Source organism: Clostridium sp. KLE 1755 (assembly GCF_000466465.2).
Lineage (GTDB): Bacteria > Bacillota > Clostridia > Lachnospirales > Lachnospiraceae > Eisenbergiella > Eisenbergiella porci.
Genome location: NZ_KE992671.1, coordinates 98,437 through 119,928 on the forward strand (window position 1 = coordinate 98,437; position 21,492 = coordinate 119,928).

Sequence of the window (21,492 nt, forward strand, 5' to 3'; positions counted from 1 at the left end):
ATCATGTATACTCATCCCTGGCTCCTTCTGTTATCAATTATCTGATTTCTGACCTGGTTCCGGTAGCGTCTGCTGATATTCAGTTCATCCCCATTAAACATTTTTACCCGTTCGTATGTATATTCAATCACATAATCCTGGTTAATGACATATGATTGGTGGATTTGCAGGAAATTTGGCGGCAGTTGGGTAAGAACTGCTTTTATTTTACCATAAAATTCTTTTATCCCCTGAAAGGCAACAATCTAAACTTTTCTGTTATCGCTGGTAATATAAATAATATTTTCACACCATTCACGACAAAACACATTTCCATTCCGGTATTCTAAAAATATCTTCCCCAGGCCCTCTATTTTCAGAAAAATCCCCACTGCTTTTTTAACAGCATCATATTCTAACGGTTTCTCGATAAAATCCAGGGGTTGTACACTGAACAACTGCATGGCGTACCCTTTATGATAGGAAATGAAAATAATTTTTGTTTTAATATCATTCAGGCTTTCACGGATAAATTTTCCCACCTCCACACCATTCAACGTCAGAAGCTCAATATCTAAAAAGAGAAGGTCAAACGCATTCCCCATTTCAAGATGCTTACACAGGGTTTCTCCTGAATACCAGGGTTCAATTTCTACATGTACATTAAATTCCCGAAAAATATCAATCAGCATACTTTCCAGTTCGCAGCACATATTTTTATCATCGTCACAAATCCCGATATTATATACTGGCATACCATTTCTCCCTCAAAAAATGTATCATGACTTTCATTATAGCATATTTTGTGGCCGCCATATCGGTTTTGAGCATTTTCACCGATACCGTTATCCCTCTTTTTCTATGGCGCAAATACTGAATTTACCGGTATGCTGTCTCGCACTAATAGTCACTATATAGCTGCCCTCAAGATCAAAACCCACAAAATAGCTGCCTGTTAGCATATCGCTTTCCATAGTACCTAATACATGAATACGGGTATCATTATTTGCCGTTATTTCCGCCAGCCGGATACGGTCACATATAACATAAAATCCAATGGTTGCTTATTTCCATTGAAAAAGTATACACTGCATTATCGCCGACAAAGTACAGTTTGCCTTTTCCTTTTGATACTTCAACTGCGATGTCTATTTCTCCGCCTTCTCCGTCATAAACCAGTATTTCTGTCCCGTCTTCCGCAATGTAAACCAGGGACATAGAACCATTTTCACAAACCACAGTCCCTTTTACAGACAGCTCCGTCCGATTCATACCGGTTTTACTCTGGTGAACTCACCTGTCTTACTAAAATTATATGCAAAAATATCCCGCATCCTCCATGCATGATGAAAACAGCGCCTTTTACTGCTGAAATCGGCATACGTTCCTTTCTCAGTCCCTCCATTCCTTTGCGGGCAGGCGAAAGTGTTCACGCCGCACAAAAAAAGATGCCTGAAGGAATCTCCTTGAGAAAAAAACAGCTAACCTGAAATTTCCCCCAGATTAGCTGTTCCTCTTCTATTGTTCAATTTTTACTATTTTAGATATATTTCTGAAATGATTCCAGCTCAGGACAGGCAGCCTCCCCCGGAAACCGGAAAAGAATTTGCCACATGCAGTAATTGGCCTGAAAAGCTATGTTCATCAGTGAAACAAACCGGCATAAGGATACAGTCTTCCATCCATGTCAGTTTTTATATTACAGCTTCCATTATTAAAATCACATGTCAGCTTCAGTTTAAACAAATCCACTGCCACCGATTCCACAATAACATACCAAAACTCTCTTGGTACGTATATAATTGGACAATATCCTATCAACATCTCATCTTTACTGAAAAATTCAACTAAATCTTTATCCTGGCAAAAATATTGTAAAATTTCCAAAACGTATAAATTTTTTCTCATTTGTAGTTACCTGTAAATTATATTGAGAAAAATTATACGCCATTAGATATATACATTCAATATACCAATAGATAATATCCTGCAATAAAAACATTCTAAATGTTACTATTATACGCCTCTTTAATATAAAAGGCACAACAGGCGCAGATAATCATCTGCGCCTGTTGCATATTCATATCAGATACACTCCTGCAATTCCTTCAGTTTGAACTGCTCCGCCAGATAACTCAATAACTGCGCCTGGGAAGAAAGCTCCTCGCTTGCAGCCGCGCTCTCCTCCGCCGTGGAGGAGTTCGACTGGATAACACAGGATATTTCATTCATGCTTTCCATAACCTGGCGGACAGCCGCTGCCTGGCCTTCGGATGCCCCGGCAATCGTATTAAGCGCATTGGTTATCCGGTCAACCCCTCTTACCGCTTCAGCTAATGCACCTGCCGTTTTGTTCGCCGTATTTTTCCCATTTTCTATGTTCCGCAAATTTTTTTCTATGAAAGCGGCCGTATTTTTGGAAGCTGCCGACGCCTGATTTGCCAATTTCCGTATTTCTCCGGCCACCACGGAAAAACCTCTTCCCTGGGCGCCTGCCCGCGCTGCTTCCACAGCTGCATTCAGGGCAAGGATATTCGTCTGAAAGGAAATATCTTCAATCGTTTTTATTATTTTTATAATTTCTTTTGAACTGTCGCTTATTTCCATCATTGCACACAGCATGTCTTCCATATATCTGCTGCTTTCCTGTGTTCCGGCCTTTACCTTCTGCGCCTCCACATTAGCCTGTTTTGCATTCCGGGCATTTTCTTCCACCCGGACCGATATCCCGCTAATCGTACTGGAAAGCTCTTCTACGGAAACAGCCTGTTCCGACGCGCCCCGGGCCAGGCTCTGGGCGCCGGAGGCCACCTGCTCCGAACCGGACGCCACTTCGGCGGAAGCCTGCCTGATTTGAAGCAAAGTCCCGCTCATCCTGACGTTAATCTCATGCATGGACAGCAGAAGCTGCTTCAGTTCCCCTACATAACTGCTTTCAAAATTACTGTGCACATTAAAATTACCGGCCGCCATTTCCTTCAGCAAGCTGGATTCGTCACGTATTACATTTGAAAGCAGATATACCATCCCCCGCATATCATCAGCCAGTACTCCCAATTCATCCTTTGACTGATAATCAATCTTCACATCGGATAACTTCCCCTCCGCCAGATTACGGGCGGCTTTTTCCAGCTGGGCTACCGGCCGCGTAATACCGCGTGTTATGTATATACCAAAAACGATGCTGACAGCCACGCTGATGCTTCCAAGTAAAAACAGTGTGACAACAGCCTTCCTCTGCCTGCTTCTTAAGCCATCCACCAGGCTGTTCCCCCTGGTCTTTCCGCTTTCTATCAGAAGCTCCAGCTCTGCCTGGGCTTTCTTAATCACCAGTATATTGTTATGCTCCATATAATCTGCTGCTTCTTCCCGCCTGTTCAGGGTTGCCAGCTCCAGAACATTTTTCCGCATCGGTTCAAGCTCTGTGAGAGCCGCTTCCAAACGGGCAATAATATCCTTATCCCCAAGGAAATGTTCCTTTATCACTGGCAGCTGTTCCTGGATAATCGCAGCCGAATCCCTCGCGTTGGCAATAGCTTCCGCCGTTATTTCCGGATCAGAATTAGCAATTGCACGATAAACAGCCTTCTGCATCCTCTCAAAATTGGAATTCACAATATTTGCGCTGTCATTTACGATAAAAGGCCCCTCATAAAAGGTTTCTATCTGTCTGCCCAGCCCCGCCAGGTGAGCTATGCTGACAGCACAGCCCGCAACAAGCAATACAAGCAATACTGCATATGAAATAAACAGTTTCCATGATACTTTCAGATTTTTCAATTGTATTTTTGCCTCCAATGGTTTTGTCAAATGGGAATCAATCCCCAACAGCCGGCCTGTCCCTGTATCCCCGCCCCCTATACTTCCTGTTCCTGATTTCCGCCGTCGGGAACCCGGGAAAATGATACTGTATACTTTTCTATCTGTACATAAATTTCCAGAAGCTCCATAACCTTTCTTTTTCCCTCCTGGTTGAACCTGGAAAAGGTGTCCATAATCTGTTTCTCCAAAAGATGTTCACCCATACTCCTGCTACCCGTAAGCGGCGTAAAATCAATGGGATCAAGCTCCAGCAGCATGCATATTTTTAACATTGTACCATAGCTCATGGTATATGCCCCGTTATTCAGCATTGATACCAGTGAACTGTAGGGTATTTCAATTCTCTGTGAAAATTTCCTCAGATTTCCATACTGCCGTTCTATTTCATTTGCCAGATTCCGCGTTCTTGGGTCATCAAATTTTCTCATCGTGTACCTCCCACACCATTTTCCCAGCTGTTCCGTTATATTTCATGCCTCAGACTTAAGCTTTTCCGTATACAGCCAAAAAAGCATCTCCTCCTTTGCCCCCCCCATACAACAGGTTTCATCTTTATTCACATACTAATTGCATTCTAGCATGCAACGGCTGACTGCGCAATCTTTTCCGGTATATTGCCTGATTACAAAGCAAATACCTTAAGGTAAAAGCCGCCCGGACACTCTGTTCCTTTATAAAACCCTGCCGCGTTCATTTTCTTCTGCATGAGCAAAGCTGACAGTTCAGGCAGCAAACACAAAATTACCACATTTTTTTCGCACTCTCATCACAATTCCATAATAATTCCATCACAATTTCTTTTTATACTACATCTTAGAAACAGGAGATAAAGATTCTTTCATAAAAAAGGTGAAAAGGAGTTGACCATTATGTTTGAATATCAGAATAATAACTATGAAAACAGAAACCAGATGTATGATTATTACCAGATGCCGGAAACCGGCGGGCCGGCCTCCAACAGACCTTCAGGCCCTAAAAAAACCGGAAAAGCAGGGAAGCTTGTAAAAAAAATCGGCGCCATAACTTTAAGCGCCGCGCTCTTTGGCAGTGTTGCCGCAGGCTCCTTCCAGGCTGTCAACACACTCATCGGCCCTACGGAGACTTCAGATAATACTGCTGCCGCAGAAAACACCTCCGCCAGCCTTTTAAAGGCAGCCGCCATCCCCGGCGCAGCGTCTGAAAAGGGCAGCCTTGATGTATCGGATATTGCGGAAACCGTCATGCCCTCCATAGTTTCCATCACCAATAAATCCGTTCAGGAGATACAAAATTACTTCAGCATGTTCGGTTACGGAGGACAGACCATTCCTCAGGAAACAGAAAGCCGGGGTTCCGGCATTATCATCGGTAAAAATGATACCGAGCTTTTAATCGTAACCAACAACCATGTCATTGAAAACGCGGATACGCTTTCCGCAGGCTTCATCGACAACCAGGTTTACGAAGCAAATGTTAAGGGTACGGATCCCGCAAACGATCTGGCCGTAATTGCGGTTCCTCTTGAAAGCATTTCAGCGGATACCATGTCGCAAATTGCCGTTGCATCCATCGGTGATTCCGATTCCCTGAAAGTGGGCGAACAAGTGGTAGCCATCGGCAACGCACTGGGCTACGGCCAATCAGTCACCACAGGTATCGTAAGCGCTACGAACCGTACCATGGGCTCCAATACCCAGGTGGTAAATACCTCTGCTGACGTTTCCGCCCTGCCTACCTATATCCAGACAGATGCCGCCATCAATCCCGGCAACAGCGGAGGCGCGCTTGTTAACATGAAGGGTGAAGTCATCGGCATAAACTCCGCCAAAATGGCCAGCACCGAGGTAGAAGGCATGGGTTATGCCATCCCCATGTCAAGAGTTTCCGATATTATTGAAAACCTCATGAACGAAACCACCCGCACTAAGGTAAGCGCGGATCAGAAATCCAGCATCGGCATTTCCGGCCTTACCGTAAATGAATCTGTTAACAGCATTTATGGCATTCCTTCCGGCGTCTATGTAGCCAGCGTAACGCCAGGAAGCGGCGCAGATAAAGCCGGGATCAAAAAAGGCTATGTGATTACCGGCTTTGACGGCAAAACTATCACACAGATTCAGGAGCTGACCGAACTTCTGCAGTATTATCCCGCTGGAGAAACCGTGGAAATCACAGTTAAAATCCCTGCCACCGGCGGAACTTATACGGAAAAAACCTTATCCGTTACGCTCGGGGCGGCGGAAAGCAGCAATAATACCCAAACGGAATCCGGGCAGCAAGAAGACAAAAATAATTCAATTTACTAATATCAGCTTCTGACCCTCCGGCGCATTGCCATTTCAGCAGAAATGTACGTGCGCCGGAGTTTTTTTCACTTCATCATTTGTTATCTATGTTCAGATTTCCTTCTTCCATATTCATCCATGCAGTCCTCTTCCGGATTTTTCATGCAAAGATGTATGGCTTCGCCCGTCCCCAATTCCCAAAATATCCAGTATCTCCCCGTGGGGCCGCCGCGCATCCTCCTGAAATACATGAATCCGCCCCGAATCCCCGCACCTGTCAATATAAGCAGGGAATAAAAAACCGCACTCCGGCTTTCCCGGTTCATATTCCCCCACCAGCGGGCAAATCGCGCATATCAGATATTCAAATACCTCTTCCGATTCCCAAAGCCGCTCCTTGTCGGAAGCCTTTGCCGGGATATCATAGCAGTCATGGAAAACAAGGATTGCATACTCCGAAGCCGCATGATAATGTTCCATAACCATATCATAAAAAGTATCCATCAGAGCGTCATTCTTCAACCCGCACGCCTTCATTGCCATAAGCATCTGCCACATACTCCCCGGTTTCTGCACGCTATCCGGGAATTCATAATCCTTCAGATTTACATTGGTTGCCGAAAAGGGAATGGTTTTGGCCAGTTCCAGCTTTTTCGCTCTTTCCGGTGAAGATAATTTCAAAAAATTCGTATTAAAACTTCCCTCAAATTCCCCGTCCCTGTCCACATAACACCCTGCAATCCTCGTTATGGAAGTCCGCGAAAGCGTCATCCGCCTCGTAAGCTCCAGCATGTCTTCTCTGTTAATCATACGCTCCTCTTTCCTCACATGCATCAGAATGGGCACCCCTCATTTCTGATTGATGCCCTGCAAAAATACATTTCTTTTTTCAAATCACAGACTGTTGTGGTTTTTCACATCTGTCTACTGCATCAGCTCTTTCTTTTCAAGAATCGCCTCCACGGCCGCACAGGCCGGACAGTCACAATATTTAGCCCCGGCCGCCTTAATTTCCCTGGCATGGGCCGCAATATTTTTTGCATTGTCAGCCCCGAAAACACTGGCTCCTGCTTCGGACTGCGCAAAACTGATTAATCCGTCAACCGTCACGATATCCGCTTCCAGCTCAGCAATATACTTCGCCGTCTCCGCCGCCTCCCTGTCAGTCCCGACCGCATCCAGCCAAACCTGGGCCGCCGCCTTCGCCTCGCTGCTGCAGGATGCAGCGTCCATTAATTCATGTGTTTTTTTCACTACAAAATCCAATACTTCTCTGTCCATAACCTAATACCTTCTTTCCCCAAATTTTGTTTTTATTTTACCATAATTACCGGGTCGGCGCAATTCGGAGCTGCACTAAATTCCAGTTTGGAAAATAACAGCCGATTTTCTGGACTCCATGATAAATAATTTTTCCGATTTGCCATAAAAACTTCCTCCCCCATCATTGACAGTCCCCCTCTCCTTGTGATATGGTTATCTACATAAGTAGTTAACCACATCACAAGGAGCCATATTGATGAATACATTCCTTAACTCCGACAAATCCATCTATCTCCAAATCAGCGAAATCATAGAGACGGACATCCTGCGCGGAATTCTGCTGGAAGATGAAAAAGTCCCCAGCACCAATGAGCTGACAAAGCAGTATACCATCAACCCGGCAACCGCTGCCAAGGGAATCAGCCTTTTAGTTGCGGAAGGAATCCTTTACAAAAAAAGGGGCATCGGGATGTTCGTTTCCCCCGGCGCCAGGGAGCAGATTCTTGAAAAGCGCAGAAAATTATTCAAAGAGCAGTATATCCCGAAGCTGCTTCAGGAAGCCGCCAGCATCGGCCTTTCCAAAGAAGAAGTGATACGCACAATTGAAACCGGCGGAGACTTTGCGTAATTTTCCTCCTCTCCCCCTACGCAGCTGCCTTTCGCGGCTTACCTTTCTCCTTCCGGAGAGGCGGCCCCAATTTGAATATCCTGCCGCCGGACGCGGCCCTAACCATAAAAAAGGAGTCTAATTCTTCATGAAACTGCAAGCAGAAAACATCACCAAACTATGTAACGGAAAAAAAGTACTGGATCAGCTTCAACTCACCCTGGAAAAGGGCAAAATCTACGGCCTCACAGGAAGAATCGGCGTAGGCAAAACCACCCTGTTCTCCATTTTATCCAAACAGCTCCTCCCGGACGCCGGAACCGTCCATCTATATGATGACAACGGCCGGGAATTGGAGCTGACTCTCGGGCGCGTCTTTTTTCCGGAGGATCTTTCTCTGACCATACAGGAAAAAGGACGCGGCGCCCAGAGCCTTTCCGGCTATTTCCAGGAGCTGTCACACATCTGCCCCGGCTGGGACAGCAGTCTGGCGGAAACGCTGGCCGGCCGCTATCAGCTTTCCCCGGACAAAAAACTGGGCGAGCTGTCAAAAGGCATGATGTCCATGACATCCATTATTGCCGCCCTGGCGAGCAAAGCTGATTTTACATTTCTGGATGAACCGGAAGCCGGCATGGATACCCTCAGCAGGGAAAAATTTTACCAAATGCTTTTGGATGAATTTTCCGGCAGCGGCCGCGCTTTTGTGATCGCCACCCATCTCATTGATGAAGTCTCCGATCTTACGGAAGAAGTGATTTTCCTGGATTTTTACCTGAAATCCACGCTGGACTGCGGCAGAATACGCCTCATGGAAAATACCCAACAGCTGCTGGGACGCAGTTTCCTCATCAGCGGCCTGAAAGAAAAAACAGAAGCCCTTGCCTCAAAATACGAATCCTATGACATGGGGAATTTCGGAAGAAGCAAAAGCATCGCCGTGCTCCTGCGGCCCGGAGAAAGCCTGCCGGAGGACCCGGAATTTACCATAAAGCCATTAACGCTGCAAAAAATATTCGCCGCATTATGCATGGAAGAATAACGGAGGGAACTATCATGGCCGATATTATGGCGGAAGTAAATCATGTTAAAAAAATATACCGTCTGAATATAAAGGAGCCCGGAATTAAAGGCGCCTTCCGGAACCTGGCACATGCCAGATGGACGGAAAAAACAGCGCTGGACGATATCTCCTTTCAAATGAAGGAGGGACAGGCCCTGGCCTGCATCGGGGAAAACGGCGCCGGAAAATCCACCCTGATTAAAATCATGATCGGCATTCTCACCCCCACTGCCGGCGATGTAACAGTTTACGGCGGGCATCCCCGGGAAAGCGGTAAGGAATATCTTCGGAAAATCGGCGTTGTCTTCGGCCAGAAATCCAATCTTTGGACAGACCTGCCCGTCGAGGAAAGCTATCAGGCCGTAAAAACCCTGTACCGGCTGGATCCCGGAGAATACAAGAAGAACTATGACATGATTGTGCAGCTGCTGGAGCTTGCCCCGATTTTATCCTCTCCCGCAAGAAAGCTCTCCCTGGGCCAGCGTATGAAGGCCGATATCGGCATGGCTTTCCTGCATTCTCCCAGGCTTTTATACCTGGACGAGCCGACTATCGGCCTGGATATTAATATCAAGCATACCATCCGCAGTTTTCTGAGGCAGATGAATCAGGAAAAGGGCGTCAGCATATTCCTCACCAGTCACGATTTGGATGATATTGATGAAATCTGTGACGACGCAATAGTCCTTTCCGGCGGAAAGCTTTTTTACAACGGTTCTCTGGATGCCTTGAAGCAGCAGTATGTCCATGAGCGTTCCATCAGGGTTACCGGCGTCCAGAAGTCCGATATCCGTAAATATCTTCCGGATGCCAGGATTTCCAGGGAAGGCCGCGTCACCCGCATCGATTACCCCATGCAGGCCTACGGGGCGGAAACCGTCCTGAATGCCGTATCCCAGGCCTTTGACATTGAAGATATTTCCATCCAGGCCCCGGATATCGATACGGTGGTTTCCCACATATTTTCCCGGGAAAAGGAGGCGTCCGCCTTATGAGAAACTTTCTGAAGCTGACCGCAATGTCCCTGCAGAGCCAGATGTACTACCGGACCAGTTTCTTCCTTAATCTTCTGTCTCCCATGGTCCTGCTTGCAGGGCAGTATCTTCTGTGGCATGCCCTGTACCAGCAGCAGCCGGATCACATCATCAGCGGTATGGACGCCGCCCAGATGTACTCCTACCTGCTCATTGCCTTTACCCTGAACCATATCATGGGCTGGTCCTCTGAGAACGCGCTATCCAAGGAAATAAAAAATGGAACCGTTGTGAAAAGATGCATCCGTCCGGTTTCCTTTCTCTCTCAGTCCGTTGCGGAAATGACCGGTACCCTGCTGCCCCAGCTTGCGCTCAATCTGATCATAGCATCCGCGGGATTCCTTTTATTCGGCCGTTTTCTGCTCGTGCCCTCTTTGCAGAATATCGTTTTATTCCTGCCCTGCATGGCGGGCGCCCTCCTGCTGCGCATCCTCCTCATCGAGCTGTGCAGCCTGCTGTGCTTTTATACCACAGGATATCTGGGCATCAGCTGGACCCGCAACGCCATATTTGAATTTTTTTCCGGCGCCCTGATCCCTATCGTCATGTTCCCGGGCTGGCTGAAAAGCATGGCCTATATGACTCCCTTCCCCTACATGATACAGATCCCGATCAGCATCTTGCTGGGCCAGGAGCTGAACGTTCCCTTGTTCCAGGTATACGCCGTCCAATTCTTCTGGATCGGCATTTTTCTGGCGCTGCATGGATTGTTCTACAAAAACATCCGCAAAAACCTGATAATTGCAGGAGGCTGAAATGATACAGATATTTTTGAAAATGAAGGAACAGTACATAAAAACAGAAATGGAATATCCGCTGAACTTCTGGCTCATGCTGCTTTCCGGCGTTGTGACAAGGTTCTTCGGGATGCTGGTTCCATTTATTATCTGCAGCAATATCAAAACGATTGCCGGCTGGAAGCAGGAAGAGATCTATCTGATCATGTCCTTTCTTTACCTGTCTGAAGGGCTGTGCAGCGTTCTGTTTGAAGGGATCTGGCAGTTGCCTTCCATGGTTTTCAACGGAAATTTCGACACCATCCTGTCCCGCCCTGTTTCGCCTTTTTACCAGGTGCTGTGCGGCGGCATGGGGCTTCATGGGATCGGCGTGGTCCTGTTCGGATTCATCAGCCTGAATTACAGCCTGATCCGGCTGGGGATTTTCCGTCCTGCGTCCATGCTGATGTGCCTTTTCTTTGTCCTCTGCGGCACCATAATCTGTATGTCCAGCTACCTGCTTACAAACAGCCTGGTCTTCTGGTACGATGCGGGCGGCAGGACCAGCATTCCTTATATGATAACCGAAATCGGCTCCTATGCCCGGTATCCGATCATGATCTATCCCAAAATCCTGCAATTTATCCTGCTCTTTGTTGTGCCCTACGCTTTTATCGGCATGGTCCCGGTAATGATCCTTACCGGGCAGCATATGCTGTCCCTGTGCGCGGCACTGGTCCTGATAAGTCTTTTCAGCCTTCTCGGCGCCAGATTTGTTTTCTACAGAGGGATTTTGCACTATGAAAGCATGGGTATGTAAGCGCCGTATAACGATAAAAAAATCCGAACCCCCGTAAGAGAGTTCGGATTTAAACTTTTTGAGTGGACCCGAAGGGATTCGAACCCTCGGTCTCTGCGTTGCGAACGCAGCGCTTTCCCAGCTAAGCTACGAGCCCAAATTAATTTTCCGAAAAAAATGGAGGCAACGAGGCTCGAACTCGTGACCTTTCGCGTGTGAGGCGAACGCTCTCCCGGCTGAGCTATGTCTCCATGGGTATTATTTTACCACATTTTTCGAAATTGGCAAGAGAATGTTTGACAAAAATCCTGTAAATTTTCAGGCATTATTACCTGAAGGCCCATTTTCCGCAGTTTCCCTGGCATTTTTAGGCTGTCCTTTTTTCCCTTTAGGAGCCAGTTCGGCGCTGTATGCGTCAAGAAGCTTTTCAATCAGCAGCTTTTTCACATATACATCAAAACTGAGCATGCAGACAAAAGAGAACAGCTGCAGGAACTTCCGCTCTTCTTCCTCCGTCTCCTTGAAGGTCTGGCCGGCTTTGGTGAATTTCTCCACCAGATCCTTCTTCAATACCTCGACCTCTTCCCTTTCCAGACTGAACACCTCATTGTAAATATCCTCCAGCGTAAGATCGGACTGTCCCTTAAAATACCGTTCCGTAATCGGCTGGAGAATGGTCTGGATATCATTTATGGACATCACACCTTTATAATAGTAAATAAAAATCAGGATCAGAACATGCTCCTTGGAATATTTCTTCTTCACAGGGGGCGGAAGCAGATTGTTCTTTGCATAGTTATTGATCATCGTCTTCGTAAGGATCTTGTCGCCGTCCGGATTCCTGGTGCTGTTTTTCAGCTTGCTGTCCATCAGCGTGGTTACCTGATCCATATATAAATCAATATTGGGAATATCCTCCGGCTTTACATAATCAATTCTGTCAAGGCTTTTCAAAATGCTGTTCAGTAAATCTTCTGTCGAAATCGTCATTCTCTGCTCCTGTCTTCCGCCCTTTCATGCACGGACACCGCGGCCCGGAATTCCCAAACTGTAAATATGGAACCGGATATATGATAATATATATCTGTTCTTTATTATATAGTATCGAAAACTACATGACAAGCATAATCTTCCTGGCGCAGACATTTTTCTTTACTTTAAAACTTTAGTATGTTAAAATCGCAGTATATGAGGGACAGAAGTAAACTATATTTTGTCTTCCCTGGATAGACACAGGAATCGTACGGAGGTAAAGAAATGAACAAGAAAATAAAAACAGACGCAGTGGACCATCTGTTCGAAGCTGTTCTGAGACTGGAGAATAAGGAGGAATGCTACAGCTTTTTTGAAGATCTGTGCACCGTAAATGAACTCCTTTCCCTTTCCCAGCGTTTTGAGGTTGCCGCCATGCTGCGTGATCACAAAACCTATCTGGATATCGCAGAGAAAACCGGCGCATCCACAGCCACCATCAGCCGCGTGAACCGTTCCCTGAACTATGGAAACGATGGCTACGAACTGGTATTTTCAAGGCTGAATAAGGAAGCGTAAGCCGGGAAAATTGCTGGTAAATATTTTCAGAAAATAAGTGGTATAACGTAAAAAAGCACTTTACATTCGAATATTCTTGTGATATTCTGACTATGTTGCAAGGCAACATACTAATTCTTATTTTTTTGCGGAGGTATCCTAGAATGAACAAAGGTACAGTAAAGTGGTTTAACAACCAAAAGGGTTACGGTTTCATCTCTGATGAAGCAGGACATGATGTTTTCGTACACTACTCCGGACTGAACATGGACGGCTTTAAGTCTCTGGACGAGGGAGCAGCTGTGGAATACGATGTTGTCGAAGGTGAAAAAGGACCCCAGGCTGTTAACGTAACCAAATTATAAGATCAGGCATCCTGTTGACCTGTCTTATCACGAACCATCACAATGTGCCTTTTTTGATCAAATATATATTTGTAGAATAAGCTGTACAGTTGTAATGGATTCCACCAATGGCTCCGCTTCCCCATGTACCGAAACGACCATTGAATTTAAAAAGGAGCGTTCTGAAACCGGCATCTGCCGAATCGGAACGCTCCTTTTATATCTCTGTACGAAACATCATATTTTTTCACTTCCGGCCAGCCCGCCACATTTACGTGCCAGAAACAGTTAACAGCCGCCGGAGTATCTCACAGCTCCTCTTCCGCATATGCCTGTACCCTGTCAAAATCCAGGCTGCCGCCGTAAAGGTTCAGTGCGCTTCCCACCGTAATGTGTATCTTATTCCGGCCCAGCTCCTTAATGCTGCGGATATCCTCCAGGGAGCGGATTCCGCCGGCATAGGTAATGGGTATCCTGTTCCATCTTCCCAGAAGCGCCACCAGATCCTTTTCAATGCCGCATACCTTGCCCTCCACATCCACCGCATGAATCAGGAATTCATCACAGAAGGAGGCAAACATGTCAAGCACATCCTCATTCAGGATCACCTTCGTATATTTCTGCCACCGGTCGGTAACGATATAATAGGAACCGTCCTTTTTCCGACAGCTTAAATCCAGGACCAGTTTCTTCTTTCCCACGTTCTCCAGCAGGCGGTTCAGATTCTCATAGGAAATCGTCCCGTCACGGAATACATAAGAAGTGACAATGACATGGGAAGCGCCCGCGTCCAGATACTCATGGGCGTTCTCCGCAGTTATGCCGCCACCGGCCTGCAGCCCTCCCGGGAATGCCCGGAGCGCTGAAAGGACCTGTTCCCTGGAGCTTTCATAATAGGGGCTTCCCTTCTTGTTGAGAAGAATTACATGCCCGTTTTTCAGGTTTTTTTCCTCAAAAAGCCTGGCATACCAGGCCGCATCCTTCTCAGACACGAAATTTTCCTGCGCGCTGTCACTGATATCCGCCACACTCCCGCCAACCAGCTGCTTCACTTTTCCGTTGTGCACATCTATACATGGTCTGAATTCCATTTTTTTATCTCCCTGCCTCTGAATTAGTAAACTTTTTTGTAACTGTTCAGCAGGTCAGCGTATTTACTTCGCTGACCGTAAGAAAATGATTCAGGAGTGCTAAAATCCATCGCCAAAGGCGATTTAGGATGGATTTTAGCAGTAACTGTGAGGGGTACTGAACAGTTACACTTTTTTTTACAAAATTAGGTATATTTTACACGAATTTATCCCATTTGACAATTCCCTTTTCCGAATAAAAAGAATTTTTCCGAACATAATAAAAAACGGACAGATATTTTGTTCGAAAGTGCGCTTCTGTTTTACAGACACACCCAATCACAAAGAAAAAAGGAGTGAGCAAAATGAAAAAGCTGAACAGAATAATACCTGCAGCTCTGATTCTGCTGATGCTTGCCAGTGTTACAGCCTGCGGCAGTAAGAAAAACAACGCGGATGACATGGCAGGAAATACAACAGAGTCTGCTTCTGCTACGGAAGAAACAGCAGGTATGAACAACACCACAGGAAACGGCGCTGCTGGAAACGGCACTGCTGGCAACGAAACGGCAAATGAAACAAATACGACAGGTATGAATGAAACAGGCACCATGGAAGGCACTACCGAAACCGCGGGCCTGAATGATACTACCGGTATAAACGGCACCAACAACGGCACCACCGGCGGCAACAGCACTGCAAACGAAGGTTCCAATATCGTTGACGGCGCCGGAAATGCCATTGATGACGCAGGCGATGCCGTGGGCAATGTTGTCGATGATGCCGGAAATGCAGTAAAGGATGCAGCTGACGGAGTGGCAAACGGCGTCAAGGATATTACCAACAATAAATAATCCTGCCGCTTCCTCCTGTCTTTGACCGCAAACCTTTAACCACAAACAGGGCAGGCCCCGCCTGCCCTGTACATATCAGGCCGTCTGTAACATGAAATATCTGTAACTGTGAAAATACCGCACAGTTTTATTTTTATCACACGCCTTTTTCTATAAGCGTACCGTCCCTGTAGGCCGCAAGCAGCTCCTCCAGATAACAGATGCTTTCCTTGAGCTCCGCGCCGATGTCCGTATCCGCAACCCGGATCCGCCTGGGCGCCGTTTCCACAATAATGGAGTCGGAAAAAATATCCGATTCCTTCCGAATGGCCGCCTCCGCCGATTCAAAAGGTTCATGGGCCACCAGCGTCATGCCGTGGGAATTTGCCACCAGCGTATAGCCTGCGATTCCTGTTTTCCCCTGATAGGCCTTGGAAAAGCCGCCGTCGATAATCAGAAGCTTTCCGCCGCATTTAATGGGCGTTTCCCCCTTTTTCAGCTCTACAGGGACATGGCCGTTGATGATGTGGCATTTTTCGTCCAGGCCGAATTCCCGCAGAATCCGGTTAAGCACCTCCTCGTTGTCCATCAGGCGGTAATAGCTGTTCTTTATCTCCACATGGGTGCTCTTATCCTCAACGAAATAGCGTTCGAAGGTGGCCATTTTATCTTTTCCGAAGACCGGGGAATTGGGGCCGGTCCAGATATACCAGATAATATCCTTCCCTTTTTCCCGTTCCTCCTTATCCTGGGAGTAATAGCCCTTTCTGGCATAGTGATCCAGAATATCATACAGCTCCTTTCCGCTGTATTCCTTCCCGTAGACGTTCACCTTCAGGAAATTTCCCTCTTCATCCATGGGCACGCAGCCGTGGTAAAGAAGGTTGGAATTGTATACCTTGTACAGGCTTCCCTTGGAAAAAAGGAAACGTACATGCCGCTGCAGCTTCTCGCAGTGCACAAACGCATGGCGCAGCCTCTCCACCACCTGCTCTTCTTCCTCCGTCAGCCGGTAAGGGTCGGCCGGGTCAATGGTGGGGAAATCCATGTCCTTCATGGCATATTCCGTACCGTTAATGGTTACCGTATTTTTTTCATAATTTATTTTGTCCAGAAGGAGTCTGTCGGCCATGTCGAATTCCGGCCGTTTCTGAATCAGCTGGCCCTCCAGCTTGAACTGGATGATGGCAATGGCTTTGTGCATCTTCATATCCAGCTCCATATCCTTCATGTCGTAATCTTCACCGTATTTGATGGAAAAAACGCTGCAGTCTGAGTCCGCATAGGTATTCATGGCAAAGGTGGCAAGAGGGATCAGGTTGATTCCATAGCCCTCCTCCAGGATATCCAGGTTGCCATACCGGGCGGAAACCCGGATAATATTGGCGATGCAGCTGGTCTGGCCGCTGGCCGCGCCCATCCATACCACGTCATGGTTACCCCACTGGATATCCACCGAATGGTACTGGCTTAAGGTATCCATAATAATGTGAGGCCCCTTGCCCCTGTCAAAAATATCCCCCACAATATGCAGATGGTCTATCACAAGCCGCTGTACGAGATTACACAGGGCAATAATGAATTCCGGCGCCCTGCCGATGCGGATAATCGTATGGATGATTTCGTTATAATACGCTTCCTTATCCTGCACCTCTTCCTTTTCCGTGATCAGTTCCTCAATAACATAGGAAAAATCCTTGGGAAGGGCTTTCCTAACCTTGGAACGGGTATATTTGGAGGCTACGCGCTTGGTCATCTGCACCAGCCTGTGAAGGGTGATTTTAAACCAGTCCTCCAGGTTTTCCTGGCTGTCCTCCTCCTGCATGATCAGCTCCAGCTTCTCCTTTGGATAATAAATCAGTGTCGCCAGGCTGCGCTTATCCCTGCTGCTTAAGGTGTTCCCGAATTCTTCGTCGATTTTACGCTTTACGCTTCCGGAGCCGTTCTTGAGCACATGGTTGAACTGCTCATATTCCCCGTGGATATCCGTCAGAAAATGCTCCGTTCCCTTCGGCAGGCTCAATATGGCCTGCAGGTTAATTATTTCCGTGGCAGCATCCGCAATGGTGGGAAACTGCTTGGACAGACTTTTCAGGTAAGTTAATTCCAAATCCTGCATACTTGCTGTTTACCCCTTTCCGATCTCAGGCGCTTCTGGACTTAACAAAAAAGGGAATCCTCAGATTCCCTTTATTTCCGCGGGCAACGAGCCAAGCAGCCATGCCTGCATGGCTATTTGGCGACTGCCGCGGGAGTCAAAGTCCGCATTACACGCCTTCGATTACATCACTCATATCATACAGTCCCGCAGGCTTGCCCTTCAGGAATTTGGCCGCCTGTACGGCGCCCTTGGCAAATACATTCTTGGAGTATGCCGTATGGGAAAAGGTGATGACCTCATCCTCCCCTGCGAAAATCACGTCATGATCTCCTACTATTGTACCACCGCGCACCGCAGAAAGTCCAATTTCTTTTTTGTCTCTTTTCTGCCTTCTGGTGCTTCTGTCATAAACATAGGTGTATTCATTATTAAATTCTTCATTGATGGAATCCGCCAGCGCCAGCGCGGTGCCGCTGGGGGCATCCACCTTCTGGTTGTGGTGCTTTTCCACAATTTCGATGTCAAAGCCAGCCGGGGCCAGCACGCCAGCCGCTTCCTTCAAAAGCTTCAGCAGCAGGTTGATTCCCAGAGACATATTGGCAGATTTCAAAACCGCCGTCTTACGGGAAAGGGCCTTCACCCGCTCCAGCTGCTCCGGGGAAAGTCCCGTAGTGCACAGCACACTGGGCATCAGCTGTGCTTCACAGTAATCCAGCAGCTTATCCACAGCGGCTGCCGAAGAAAAATCAATGGCCACATCCGCCAGCAGGGAACCGTCCTGCCCGCAGGCCTGCCTGTAATCCTCCAGGCTTTTATAAACCGGATAAGCGTTGGAAATGTGGTCGGATACGTCCACTCCCGCTATTATTTCCATATCGGCTTCCGCTTCCACCAGACGGGTAATCACCTGTCCCATGTGGCCGTTGCAGCCGTGCATCAGTATTTTTACCATATCATTACCATCCGCGCCGGGGCGCGCGCCTTTCTTCCAAACGAAATACGGATTACAGGATGCCGAAATCCTTCATGGCCTTCTCCAGCTTCACCGCATTTTCCTCTTCCATTTCCGTCAGCGGCCTTCTTAAGGGACCTGCCTCCAGTCCCATCAGGTTCATGGCCTTCTTAACAGGGATCGGGTTCACCTCGCAGAATAATGCCTTGCAGAGCGGAATTGCCTTCAGCTGGATTTCCCGGCTGCCCGCCACGTCTCCTGCAAAAAATCTGGCGCACATATCATGGGTCTGTCTGGGCGCCACGTTGGAAAGAACGGAAATCACGCCTTTTCCGCCAAGGGAAAGCAGCGGCACTACCTGATCGTCATTGCCGGAGTAAAGATCCACATCCTCCCCCGTCATGCTCATCAGCTGGGCCACCTGGCTGATATTGCCGGTTGCGTCCTTTACGCCGACAATATTGGGAACCTCCCTGCACAGCCTTACCACCGTTTCCGGAAGGATATTGACGCCGCCGGTTCTTCCCGGGATATTATAAAGAATCATGGGAACATGGATGGCCTCCGCCACGATTTTAAAATGCTCATAAAGCCCCTTCTGGGTAGCCTTGTTATAATAGGGAGTTACCACCAGAACACCGTCAACTCCGGCTTTTTCCGCTTCCTGGGAAAGATAGACCGCTGTCTGTGTACAGTTGGATCCTGTTCCTGCAATAACCGGGATTCTTCCGGCCGTCTGCTCCACACAGAAACGGATTACCTCCAGATGCTCCTCATGGGTCAGCGTGGAAGCCTCGCCTGTAGTCCCGCATACAATGATGGCATCCGTGCCGCCCGCAATCTGGGCCTCGATATGCTCAGCGAACTTCTCGTAATTGACACTTCCGTCCTCATGAAAAGGGGTGATAATCGCTACGCCTGCTCCTGTAAAAATTGCCATATGCTCCTCCTTGTTTACGCACTGTACTGCGTTTCTTATGTGGCGGCGCCTTCCGGCCCGCCTGATGAAAGTTACCATGAATATAATGCTGCCGGATACGGCAGAAACGGTAACTGACACACAGCTGCAGATTTGTGCAGCCGGCAGCAACAAAAATTCTCCGGCCATCCTGCTTATGTAAAAATCCAGAGGCGGCCGGAGATAAATTTCCTTTTTATGATAGCGCCCCATCTGTTATAGATGACAGTCATATGGTTGTTCACCCTATGCCCAAGATTCCGGCCGCAGGAGCCTTTCTCTTTCGGCGTTCTCCCCTTTCCCTCTTCCTCAACTGTGCCTGTCACATCGGAAAAGCTACTCTTGAATCACGCAACCTCTATCTGGAAATAATCATAGCACGCGCACAGGTTCCTGTCAACGCGCAGATGTGATGATTATGTGTGTTCCTTTCTCCAAAAAAAACGGAGAAGCATGCCCCGCACGCTTCTCCGGCCGCCGCAGGGAAAGTCCCCGCGGAACCAATCTTTGATTTTTTTATCCGGCCCCGCTGCCGCCGCTTCCTTGTTATAACGCAGGCATCCCTGCAACGCGGTCTTCCGCAGAGGCATACAGCCGCTGCCGATCCGTCACTTGATTGTGCGTATCTCGGAAACATAGTCTGCCAGGGCGGATACATCCTTATCCAGGGAAATCCCGGTCATGATAATATCCGTCTCACCATCCCTGGATTCAAGGACATTTTTCAAATCCTCCACGGTAATGATTTTATTATCAATCAGGCCCAGCACCTCATCCAGGATCAGCATATCGCATTCTCCGGTATTGAGCACCTTTTTGGCATAATTCAGGCCGTTTCTGATATTCCTGGCCTCTTCCTCCTGCTTTTCCTTGGGAAGAGTTACAAAATCTTCATCGGATTTTTCGAAACGGAACAGCTTGATCTCCGGCTCCAGCCTGCGCTGATAATCATTCTCCGTCAGGCCCTTGCCCTTCAGGAACTGGATAATCACTACCTGCGCGCCCTTGGCCGCCGCTATCAACCCACAGCCTATGGCTGCCGGCGACTTGCCGTGTCCTGTTCCCCCATAAATATATACTTTTCCTTCTGCCATATGTACGCCCCTCTACGGTATTTACGCGGCCGCAGCCGCCGTCTTCTTCCGTTCGCCCGCCCTCCGGCAGCGACAGCCAAACAGGCCTGCCCGGCGGACTGTCTCATTTTTCCATTTTTTATCATACCATATGCATCAGGCCGATGCAACTTTTATTGCAGCCGTACAGTTTATTCATAATTTTCCATTATTCTTCAACCAGCTCCAGCTTGCTGACGGACACCTCATAGGCAATCCTTTTTTCCAGCTGGTCCTCGCCGATTTTTTTCATATATTCACGGCTCTGGATTCTGCCCCAGATTTCGCAGCGCTCTCCCACGTTGAAGCCGCCGGCGAAACGGGCGTTGCGTCCCCAGCAGATACAGGGGATATAATCGGATTTTCCGTACGGCCGGTTTACGGCCAGGAGCACGTCGGCAATTTCCCGTCCCAGAGGAGTCTTTCTGTAAACCGGTTCCTTGCAGATATAGCCGTCCAGATAAATCTGATTGGTTTTGGAGCTTTCCTCCAGTTCCTCCACAAATTCAATCTCTCTTGCGAATACGGACAAAATCAGTCGGTTCTTTCTCTCTTCGTGGCGGTTATAGGAACGGAACTGCCCGGACACACACACATAGGCCCCTTTATAATCCTCTTCCACATCGAGAAGCCTTTCGGAAACCATCAGGGGGATGATGTCATAAGAATCGCTGAGTCTTGCAACCTCAACGTCCACCATATAGAAGCCCTCTCCGAAAATCTCGTGGCTGAATTCAAAGTCGCTCACGATTTTCCCCATAATGATTACCTGGTTGTTTTCAATTACCTTATCTGTCATTTTTTGTTCTCCCTTCTTGGGCCCCGGTTTGACCGGAACCGCATGTAAGAATTTTTTCCTGTCATGTATTACTATTTTATGGCACGAAAGCCCATCCTAGAACCGCCATGGGTCGCCCCGATTTCCGTAAAATCGACAGATATCGGGGGTTTTTGCAGGTTTGGTGTTGCAAGTTGATTTTATCGGTGCTATACTATTTTAGTTTGAAGCATTTTGCATAATAATAAGGTAGTTCCTCATGTCGGA

General features: G+C 47.7%; 24 protein-coding genes, 2 tRNA genes and 1 riboswitch. Of the genes, 9 read left to right on the forward strand and 17 right to left on the reverse strand.

What is annotated here, in order from left to right; genetic code table 11:
• Nucleotides 1-11: 11 nt before the first annotated feature.
• From HMPREF1548_RS28830 to HMPREF1548_RS06065, 6 genes are all read right to left on the reverse strand, one after another.
• Nucleotides 12-245 carry a LytTR family DNA-binding domain-containing protein gene (locus tag HMPREF1548_RS28830; protein ID WP_081745580.1) on the reverse strand — a complete coding sequence of 78 codons (234 nt, stop codon included), beginning with the start codon at nt 243-245 and terminating at the stop codon, nt 12-14.
• Complete coding sequence (locus HMPREF1548_RS06045) at nt 246-734, reverse strand: LytR/AlgR family response regulator transcription factor (protein ID WP_021634972.1); 489 nt, start codon at nt 732-734, stop codon at nt 246-248.
• 280 nt (nt 735-1,014) lie between these two features.
• Nucleotides 1,015-1,251, reverse strand: coding sequence for a hypothetical protein (locus HMPREF1548_RS06050; protein WP_021634975.1), 237 nt, complete (start codon nt 1,249-1,251; stop codon nt 1,015-1,017).
• A 372-nt stretch (nt 1,252-1,623) separates the two neighbouring features.
• Nucleotides 1,624-1,887, reverse strand: coding sequence for a hypothetical protein (locus tag HMPREF1548_RS29860; protein ID WP_021634977.1), 264 nt, complete (start codon nt 1,885-1,887; stop codon nt 1,624-1,626).
• A gap of 177 nt (nt 1,888-2,064) precedes the next feature.
• Nucleotides 2,065-3,759, reverse strand: coding sequence for a methyl-accepting chemotaxis protein (locus HMPREF1548_RS06060; protein WP_025491658.1), 1,695 nt, complete (start codon nt 3,757-3,759; stop codon nt 2,065-2,067).
• 77 nt (nt 3,760-3,836) lie between these two features.
• A complete protein-coding gene (locus tag HMPREF1548_RS06065) occupies nt 3,837-4,229 on the reverse strand; it encodes a helix-turn-helix domain-containing protein (protein ID WP_021634979.1) in 393 nt (130 codons plus the stop codon).
• Nucleotides 4,230-4,670: 441 nt separating this feature from the next.
• Between HMPREF1548_RS06065 and HMPREF1548_RS06070 the strand changes: the two genes are divergently transcribed.
• Nucleotides 4,671-6,086, forward strand: coding sequence for a S1C family serine protease (locus HMPREF1548_RS06070; RefSeq protein WP_021634981.1), 1,416 nt, complete (start codon nt 4,671-4,673; stop codon nt 6,084-6,086).
• Nucleotides 6,087-6,197: 111 nt separating this feature from the next.
• On the opposite strand, the gene HMPREF1548_RS06075 is transcribed toward HMPREF1548_RS06070, so the two are convergent.
• Entirely contained in the window at nt 6,198-6,875 is a 678-nt protein-coding gene (locus HMPREF1548_RS06075) for a DUF4317 family protein (protein WP_025491657.1), read from the reverse strand.
• Nucleotides 6,876-6,989: 114 nt separating this feature from the next.
• Complete coding sequence (locus tag HMPREF1548_RS06080; RefSeq protein WP_021634983.1) at nt 6,990-7,346, reverse strand: hypothetical protein; 357 nt, start codon at nt 7,344-7,346, stop codon at nt 6,990-6,992.
• Between the two features lie 238 nt (nt 7,347-7,584).
• On the opposite strand from HMPREF1548_RS06080, the gene HMPREF1548_RS06085 reads away from it, so the two are divergent.
• From HMPREF1548_RS06085 to HMPREF1548_RS06105, 5 genes are all read left to right on the forward strand, one after another.
• Nucleotides 7,585-7,956 (forward strand): GntR family transcriptional regulator, encoded by a 372-nt coding sequence (locus HMPREF1548_RS06085; protein ID WP_021634985.1) that lies wholly within the window; start codon nt 7,585-7,587, stop codon nt 7,954-7,956.
• Between the two features lie 127 nt (nt 7,957-8,083).
• Entirely contained in the window at nt 8,084-8,977 is an 894-nt protein-coding gene (locus tag HMPREF1548_RS06090) for an ATP-binding cassette domain-containing protein (protein ID WP_021634986.1), read from the forward strand.
• A 14-nt stretch (nt 8,978-8,991) separates the two neighbouring features.
• Nucleotides 8,992-9,993 carry an ABC transporter ATP-binding protein gene (locus tag HMPREF1548_RS06095; RefSeq protein WP_049942500.1) on the forward strand — a complete coding sequence of 334 codons (1,002 nt, stop codon included), beginning with the start codon at nt 8,992-8,994 and terminating at the stop codon, nt 9,991-9,993.
• Entirely contained in the window at nt 9,990-10,787 is a 798-nt protein-coding gene (locus HMPREF1548_RS06100; RefSeq protein ID WP_021634988.1) for an ABC transporter permease, read from the forward strand. Before HMPREF1548_RS06095 ends, HMPREF1548_RS06100 begins: the two co-directional genes overlap by 4 nt.
• A 1-nt stretch (nt 10,788) precedes the next feature.
• Nucleotides 10,789-11,568 (forward strand): ABC transporter permease, encoded by a 780-nt coding sequence (locus HMPREF1548_RS06105; protein WP_025491655.1) that lies wholly within the window; start codon nt 10,789-10,791, stop codon nt 11,566-11,568.
• Nucleotides 11,569-11,631: 63 nt separating this feature from the next.
• Here the strand turns inward: HMPREF1548_RS06105 and HMPREF1548_RS06110 are convergent.
• From HMPREF1548_RS06110 to HMPREF1548_RS06120, 3 genes are all read right to left on the reverse strand, one after another.
• Nucleotides 11,632-11,704 (reverse strand) — tRNA-Ala (locus HMPREF1548_RS06110).
• A gap of 21 nt (nt 11,705-11,725) precedes the next feature.
• A tRNA-Val gene (locus HMPREF1548_RS06115) sits at nt 11,726-11,798 on the reverse strand.
• 67 nt (nt 11,799-11,865) lie between these two features.
• Entirely contained in the window at nt 11,866-12,537 is a 672-nt protein-coding gene (locus HMPREF1548_RS06120) for a DUF1836 domain-containing protein (RefSeq protein WP_021634990.1), read from the reverse strand.
• 267 nt (nt 12,538-12,804) lie between these two features.
• Here HMPREF1548_RS06120 and HMPREF1548_RS06125 point away from each other — a divergent pair, with 267 nt between their 5' ends.
• Nucleotides 12,805-13,098 carry a YerC/YecD family TrpR-related protein gene (locus tag HMPREF1548_RS06125; protein WP_021634992.1) on the forward strand — a complete coding sequence of 98 codons (294 nt, stop codon included), beginning with the start codon at nt 12,805-12,807 and terminating at the stop codon, nt 13,096-13,098.
• A gap of 143 nt (nt 13,099-13,241) precedes the next feature.
• Complete coding sequence (locus HMPREF1548_RS06130) at nt 13,242-13,442, forward strand: cold-shock protein (protein WP_025491654.1); 201 nt, start codon at nt 13,242-13,244, stop codon at nt 13,440-13,442.
• A gap of 287 nt (nt 13,443-13,729) precedes the next feature.
• Here the strand turns inward: HMPREF1548_RS06130 and hisA are convergent, their stop codons facing one another.
• Nucleotides 13,730-14,512, reverse strand: coding sequence for a phosphoribosylformimino-5-aminoimidazole carboxamide ribotide isomerase (gene hisA, locus HMPREF1548_RS06135; RefSeq protein ID WP_021634995.1), 783 nt, complete (start codon nt 14,510-14,512; stop codon nt 13,730-13,732).
• 344 nt (nt 14,513-14,856) lie between these two features.
• Here hisA and HMPREF1548_RS06140 point away from each other — a divergent pair, with 344 nt between their 5' ends.
• A complete protein-coding gene (locus HMPREF1548_RS06140) occupies nt 14,857-15,345 on the forward strand; it encodes a hypothetical protein (RefSeq protein WP_021634997.1) in 489 nt (162 codons plus the stop codon).
• Between the two features lie 136 nt (nt 15,346-15,481).
• On the opposite strand, the gene HMPREF1548_RS06145 is transcribed toward HMPREF1548_RS06140, so the two are convergent.
• The 5 genes from HMPREF1548_RS06145 to HMPREF1548_RS06165 all read right to left on the reverse strand — a co-directional run bounded on the left by HMPREF1548_RS06145 (nt 15,482) and on the right by HMPREF1548_RS06165 (nt 21,246).
• Nucleotides 15,482-17,443, reverse strand: a complete 1,962-nt coding sequence (locus HMPREF1548_RS06145; protein ID WP_021634998.1) for a fructose-bisphosphatase class III — start codon at nt 17,441-17,443, stop codon at nt 15,482-15,484.
• Nucleotides 17,444-17,591: 148 nt separating this feature from the next.
• Nucleotides 17,592-18,377: a 4-hydroxy-tetrahydrodipicolinate reductase gene (dapB, locus tag HMPREF1548_RS06150; RefSeq protein ID WP_021634999.1), complete on the reverse strand. Its 786-nt coding sequence runs from the start codon at nt 18,375-18,377 to the stop codon at nt 17,592-17,594.
• 52 nt (nt 18,378-18,429) lie between these two features.
• Entirely contained in the window at nt 18,430-19,317 is an 888-nt protein-coding gene (dapA, locus tag HMPREF1548_RS06155) for a 4-hydroxy-tetrahydrodipicolinate synthase (RefSeq protein WP_025491653.1), read from the reverse strand.
• A gap of 212 nt (nt 19,318-19,529) precedes the next feature.
• A riboswitch (Lysine riboswitch) is annotated at nt 19,530-19,704 on the reverse strand.
• A 239-nt stretch (nt 19,705-19,943) separates the two neighbouring features.
• Nucleotides 19,944-20,429 (reverse strand): cob(I)yrinic acid a,c-diamide adenosyltransferase, encoded by a 486-nt coding sequence (locus HMPREF1548_RS06160; RefSeq protein ID WP_021635002.1) that lies wholly within the window; start codon nt 20,427-20,429, stop codon nt 19,944-19,946.
• A gap of 187 nt (nt 20,430-20,616) precedes the next feature.
• Entirely contained in the window at nt 20,617-21,246 is a 630-nt protein-coding gene (locus HMPREF1548_RS06165) for a single-stranded DNA-binding protein (RefSeq protein ID WP_021635004.1), read from the reverse strand.
• Between the last annotated feature and the right edge of the window lie 246 nt (nt 21,247-21,492).

Bases quoted from the DNA above. Each gene is read 5' to 3' on its own strand.
- HMPREF1548_RS06045 (WP_021634972.1), bottom strand. From the start codon at position 734: ATGCCAGTATATAATATCGGGATTTGTGACGATGATAAAAATATGTGC.
- HMPREF1548_RS06050 (WP_021634975.1), bottom strand. From the start codon at position 1,251: ATGAATCGGACGGAGCTGTCTGTAAAAGGGACTGTGGTTTGTGAAAAT.
- HMPREF1548_RS29860 (WP_021634977.1), bottom strand. From the start codon at position 1,887: ATGAGAAAAAATTTATACGTTTTGGAAATTTTACAATATTTTTGCCAG.
- HMPREF1548_RS06065 (WP_021634979.1), bottom strand. From the start codon at position 4,229: ATGAGAAAATTTGATGACCCAAGAACGCGGAATCTGGCAAATGAAATA.
- HMPREF1548_RS06070 (WP_021634981.1), top strand. From the start codon at position 4,671: ATGTTTGAATATCAGAATAATAACTATGAAAACAGAAACCAGATGTAT.
- HMPREF1548_RS06075 (WP_025491657.1), bottom strand. From the start codon at position 6,875: ATGATTAACAGAGAAGACATGCTGGAGCTTACGAGGCGGATGACGCTT.
- HMPREF1548_RS06080 (WP_021634983.1), bottom strand. From the start codon at position 7,346: ATGGACAGAGAAGTATTGGATTTTGTAGTGAAAAAAACACATGAATTA.
- HMPREF1548_RS06085 (WP_021634985.1), top strand. From the start codon at position 7,585: ATGAATACATTCCTTAACTCCGACAAATCCATCTATCTCCAAATCAGC.
- HMPREF1548_RS06090 (WP_021634986.1), top strand. From the start codon at position 8,084: ATGAAACTGCAAGCAGAAAACATCACCAAACTATGTAACGGAAAAAAA.
- HMPREF1548_RS06095 (WP_049942500.1), top strand. From the start codon at position 8,992: ATGGCCGATATTATGGCGGAAGTAAATCATGTTAAAAAAATATACCGT.
- HMPREF1548_RS06100 (WP_021634988.1), top strand. From the start codon at position 9,990: ATGAGAAACTTTCTGAAGCTGACCGCAATGTCCCTGCAGAGCCAGATG.
- HMPREF1548_RS06105 (WP_025491655.1), top strand. From the start codon at position 10,789: ATGATACAGATATTTTTGAAAATGAAGGAACAGTACATAAAAACAGAA.
- HMPREF1548_RS06120 (WP_021634990.1), bottom strand. From the start codon at position 12,537: ATGACGATTTCGACAGAAGATTTACTGAACAGCATTTTGAAAAGCCTT.
- HMPREF1548_RS06125 (WP_021634992.1), top strand. From the start codon at position 12,805: ATGAACAAGAAAATAAAAACAGACGCAGTGGACCATCTGTTCGAAGCT.
- HMPREF1548_RS06130 (WP_025491654.1), top strand. From the start codon at position 13,242: ATGAACAAAGGTACAGTAAAGTGGTTTAACAACCAAAAGGGTTACGGT.
- hisA (WP_021634995.1), bottom strand. From the start codon at position 14,512: ATGGAATTCAGACCATGTATAGATGTGCACAACGGAAAAGTGAAGCAG.
- HMPREF1548_RS06140 (WP_021634997.1), top strand. From the start codon at position 14,857: ATGAAAAAGCTGAACAGAATAATACCTGCAGCTCTGATTCTGCTGATG.
- HMPREF1548_RS06145 (WP_021634998.1), bottom strand. From the start codon at position 17,443: ATGCAGGATTTGGAATTAACTTACCTGAAAAGTCTGTCCAAGCAGTTT.
- dapB (WP_021634999.1), bottom strand. From the start codon at position 18,377: ATGGTAAAAATACTGATGCACGGCTGCAACGGCCACATGGGACAGGTG.
- dapA (WP_025491653.1), bottom strand. From the start codon at position 19,317: ATGGCAATTTTTACAGGAGCAGGCGTAGCGATTATCACCCCTTTTCAT.
- HMPREF1548_RS06160 (WP_021635002.1), bottom strand. From the start codon at position 20,429: ATGGCAGAAGGAAAAGTATATATTTATGGGGGAACAGGACACGGCAAG.
- HMPREF1548_RS06165 (WP_021635004.1), bottom strand. From the start codon at position 21,246: ATGACAGATAAGGTAATTGAAAACAACCAGGTAATCATTATGGGGAAA.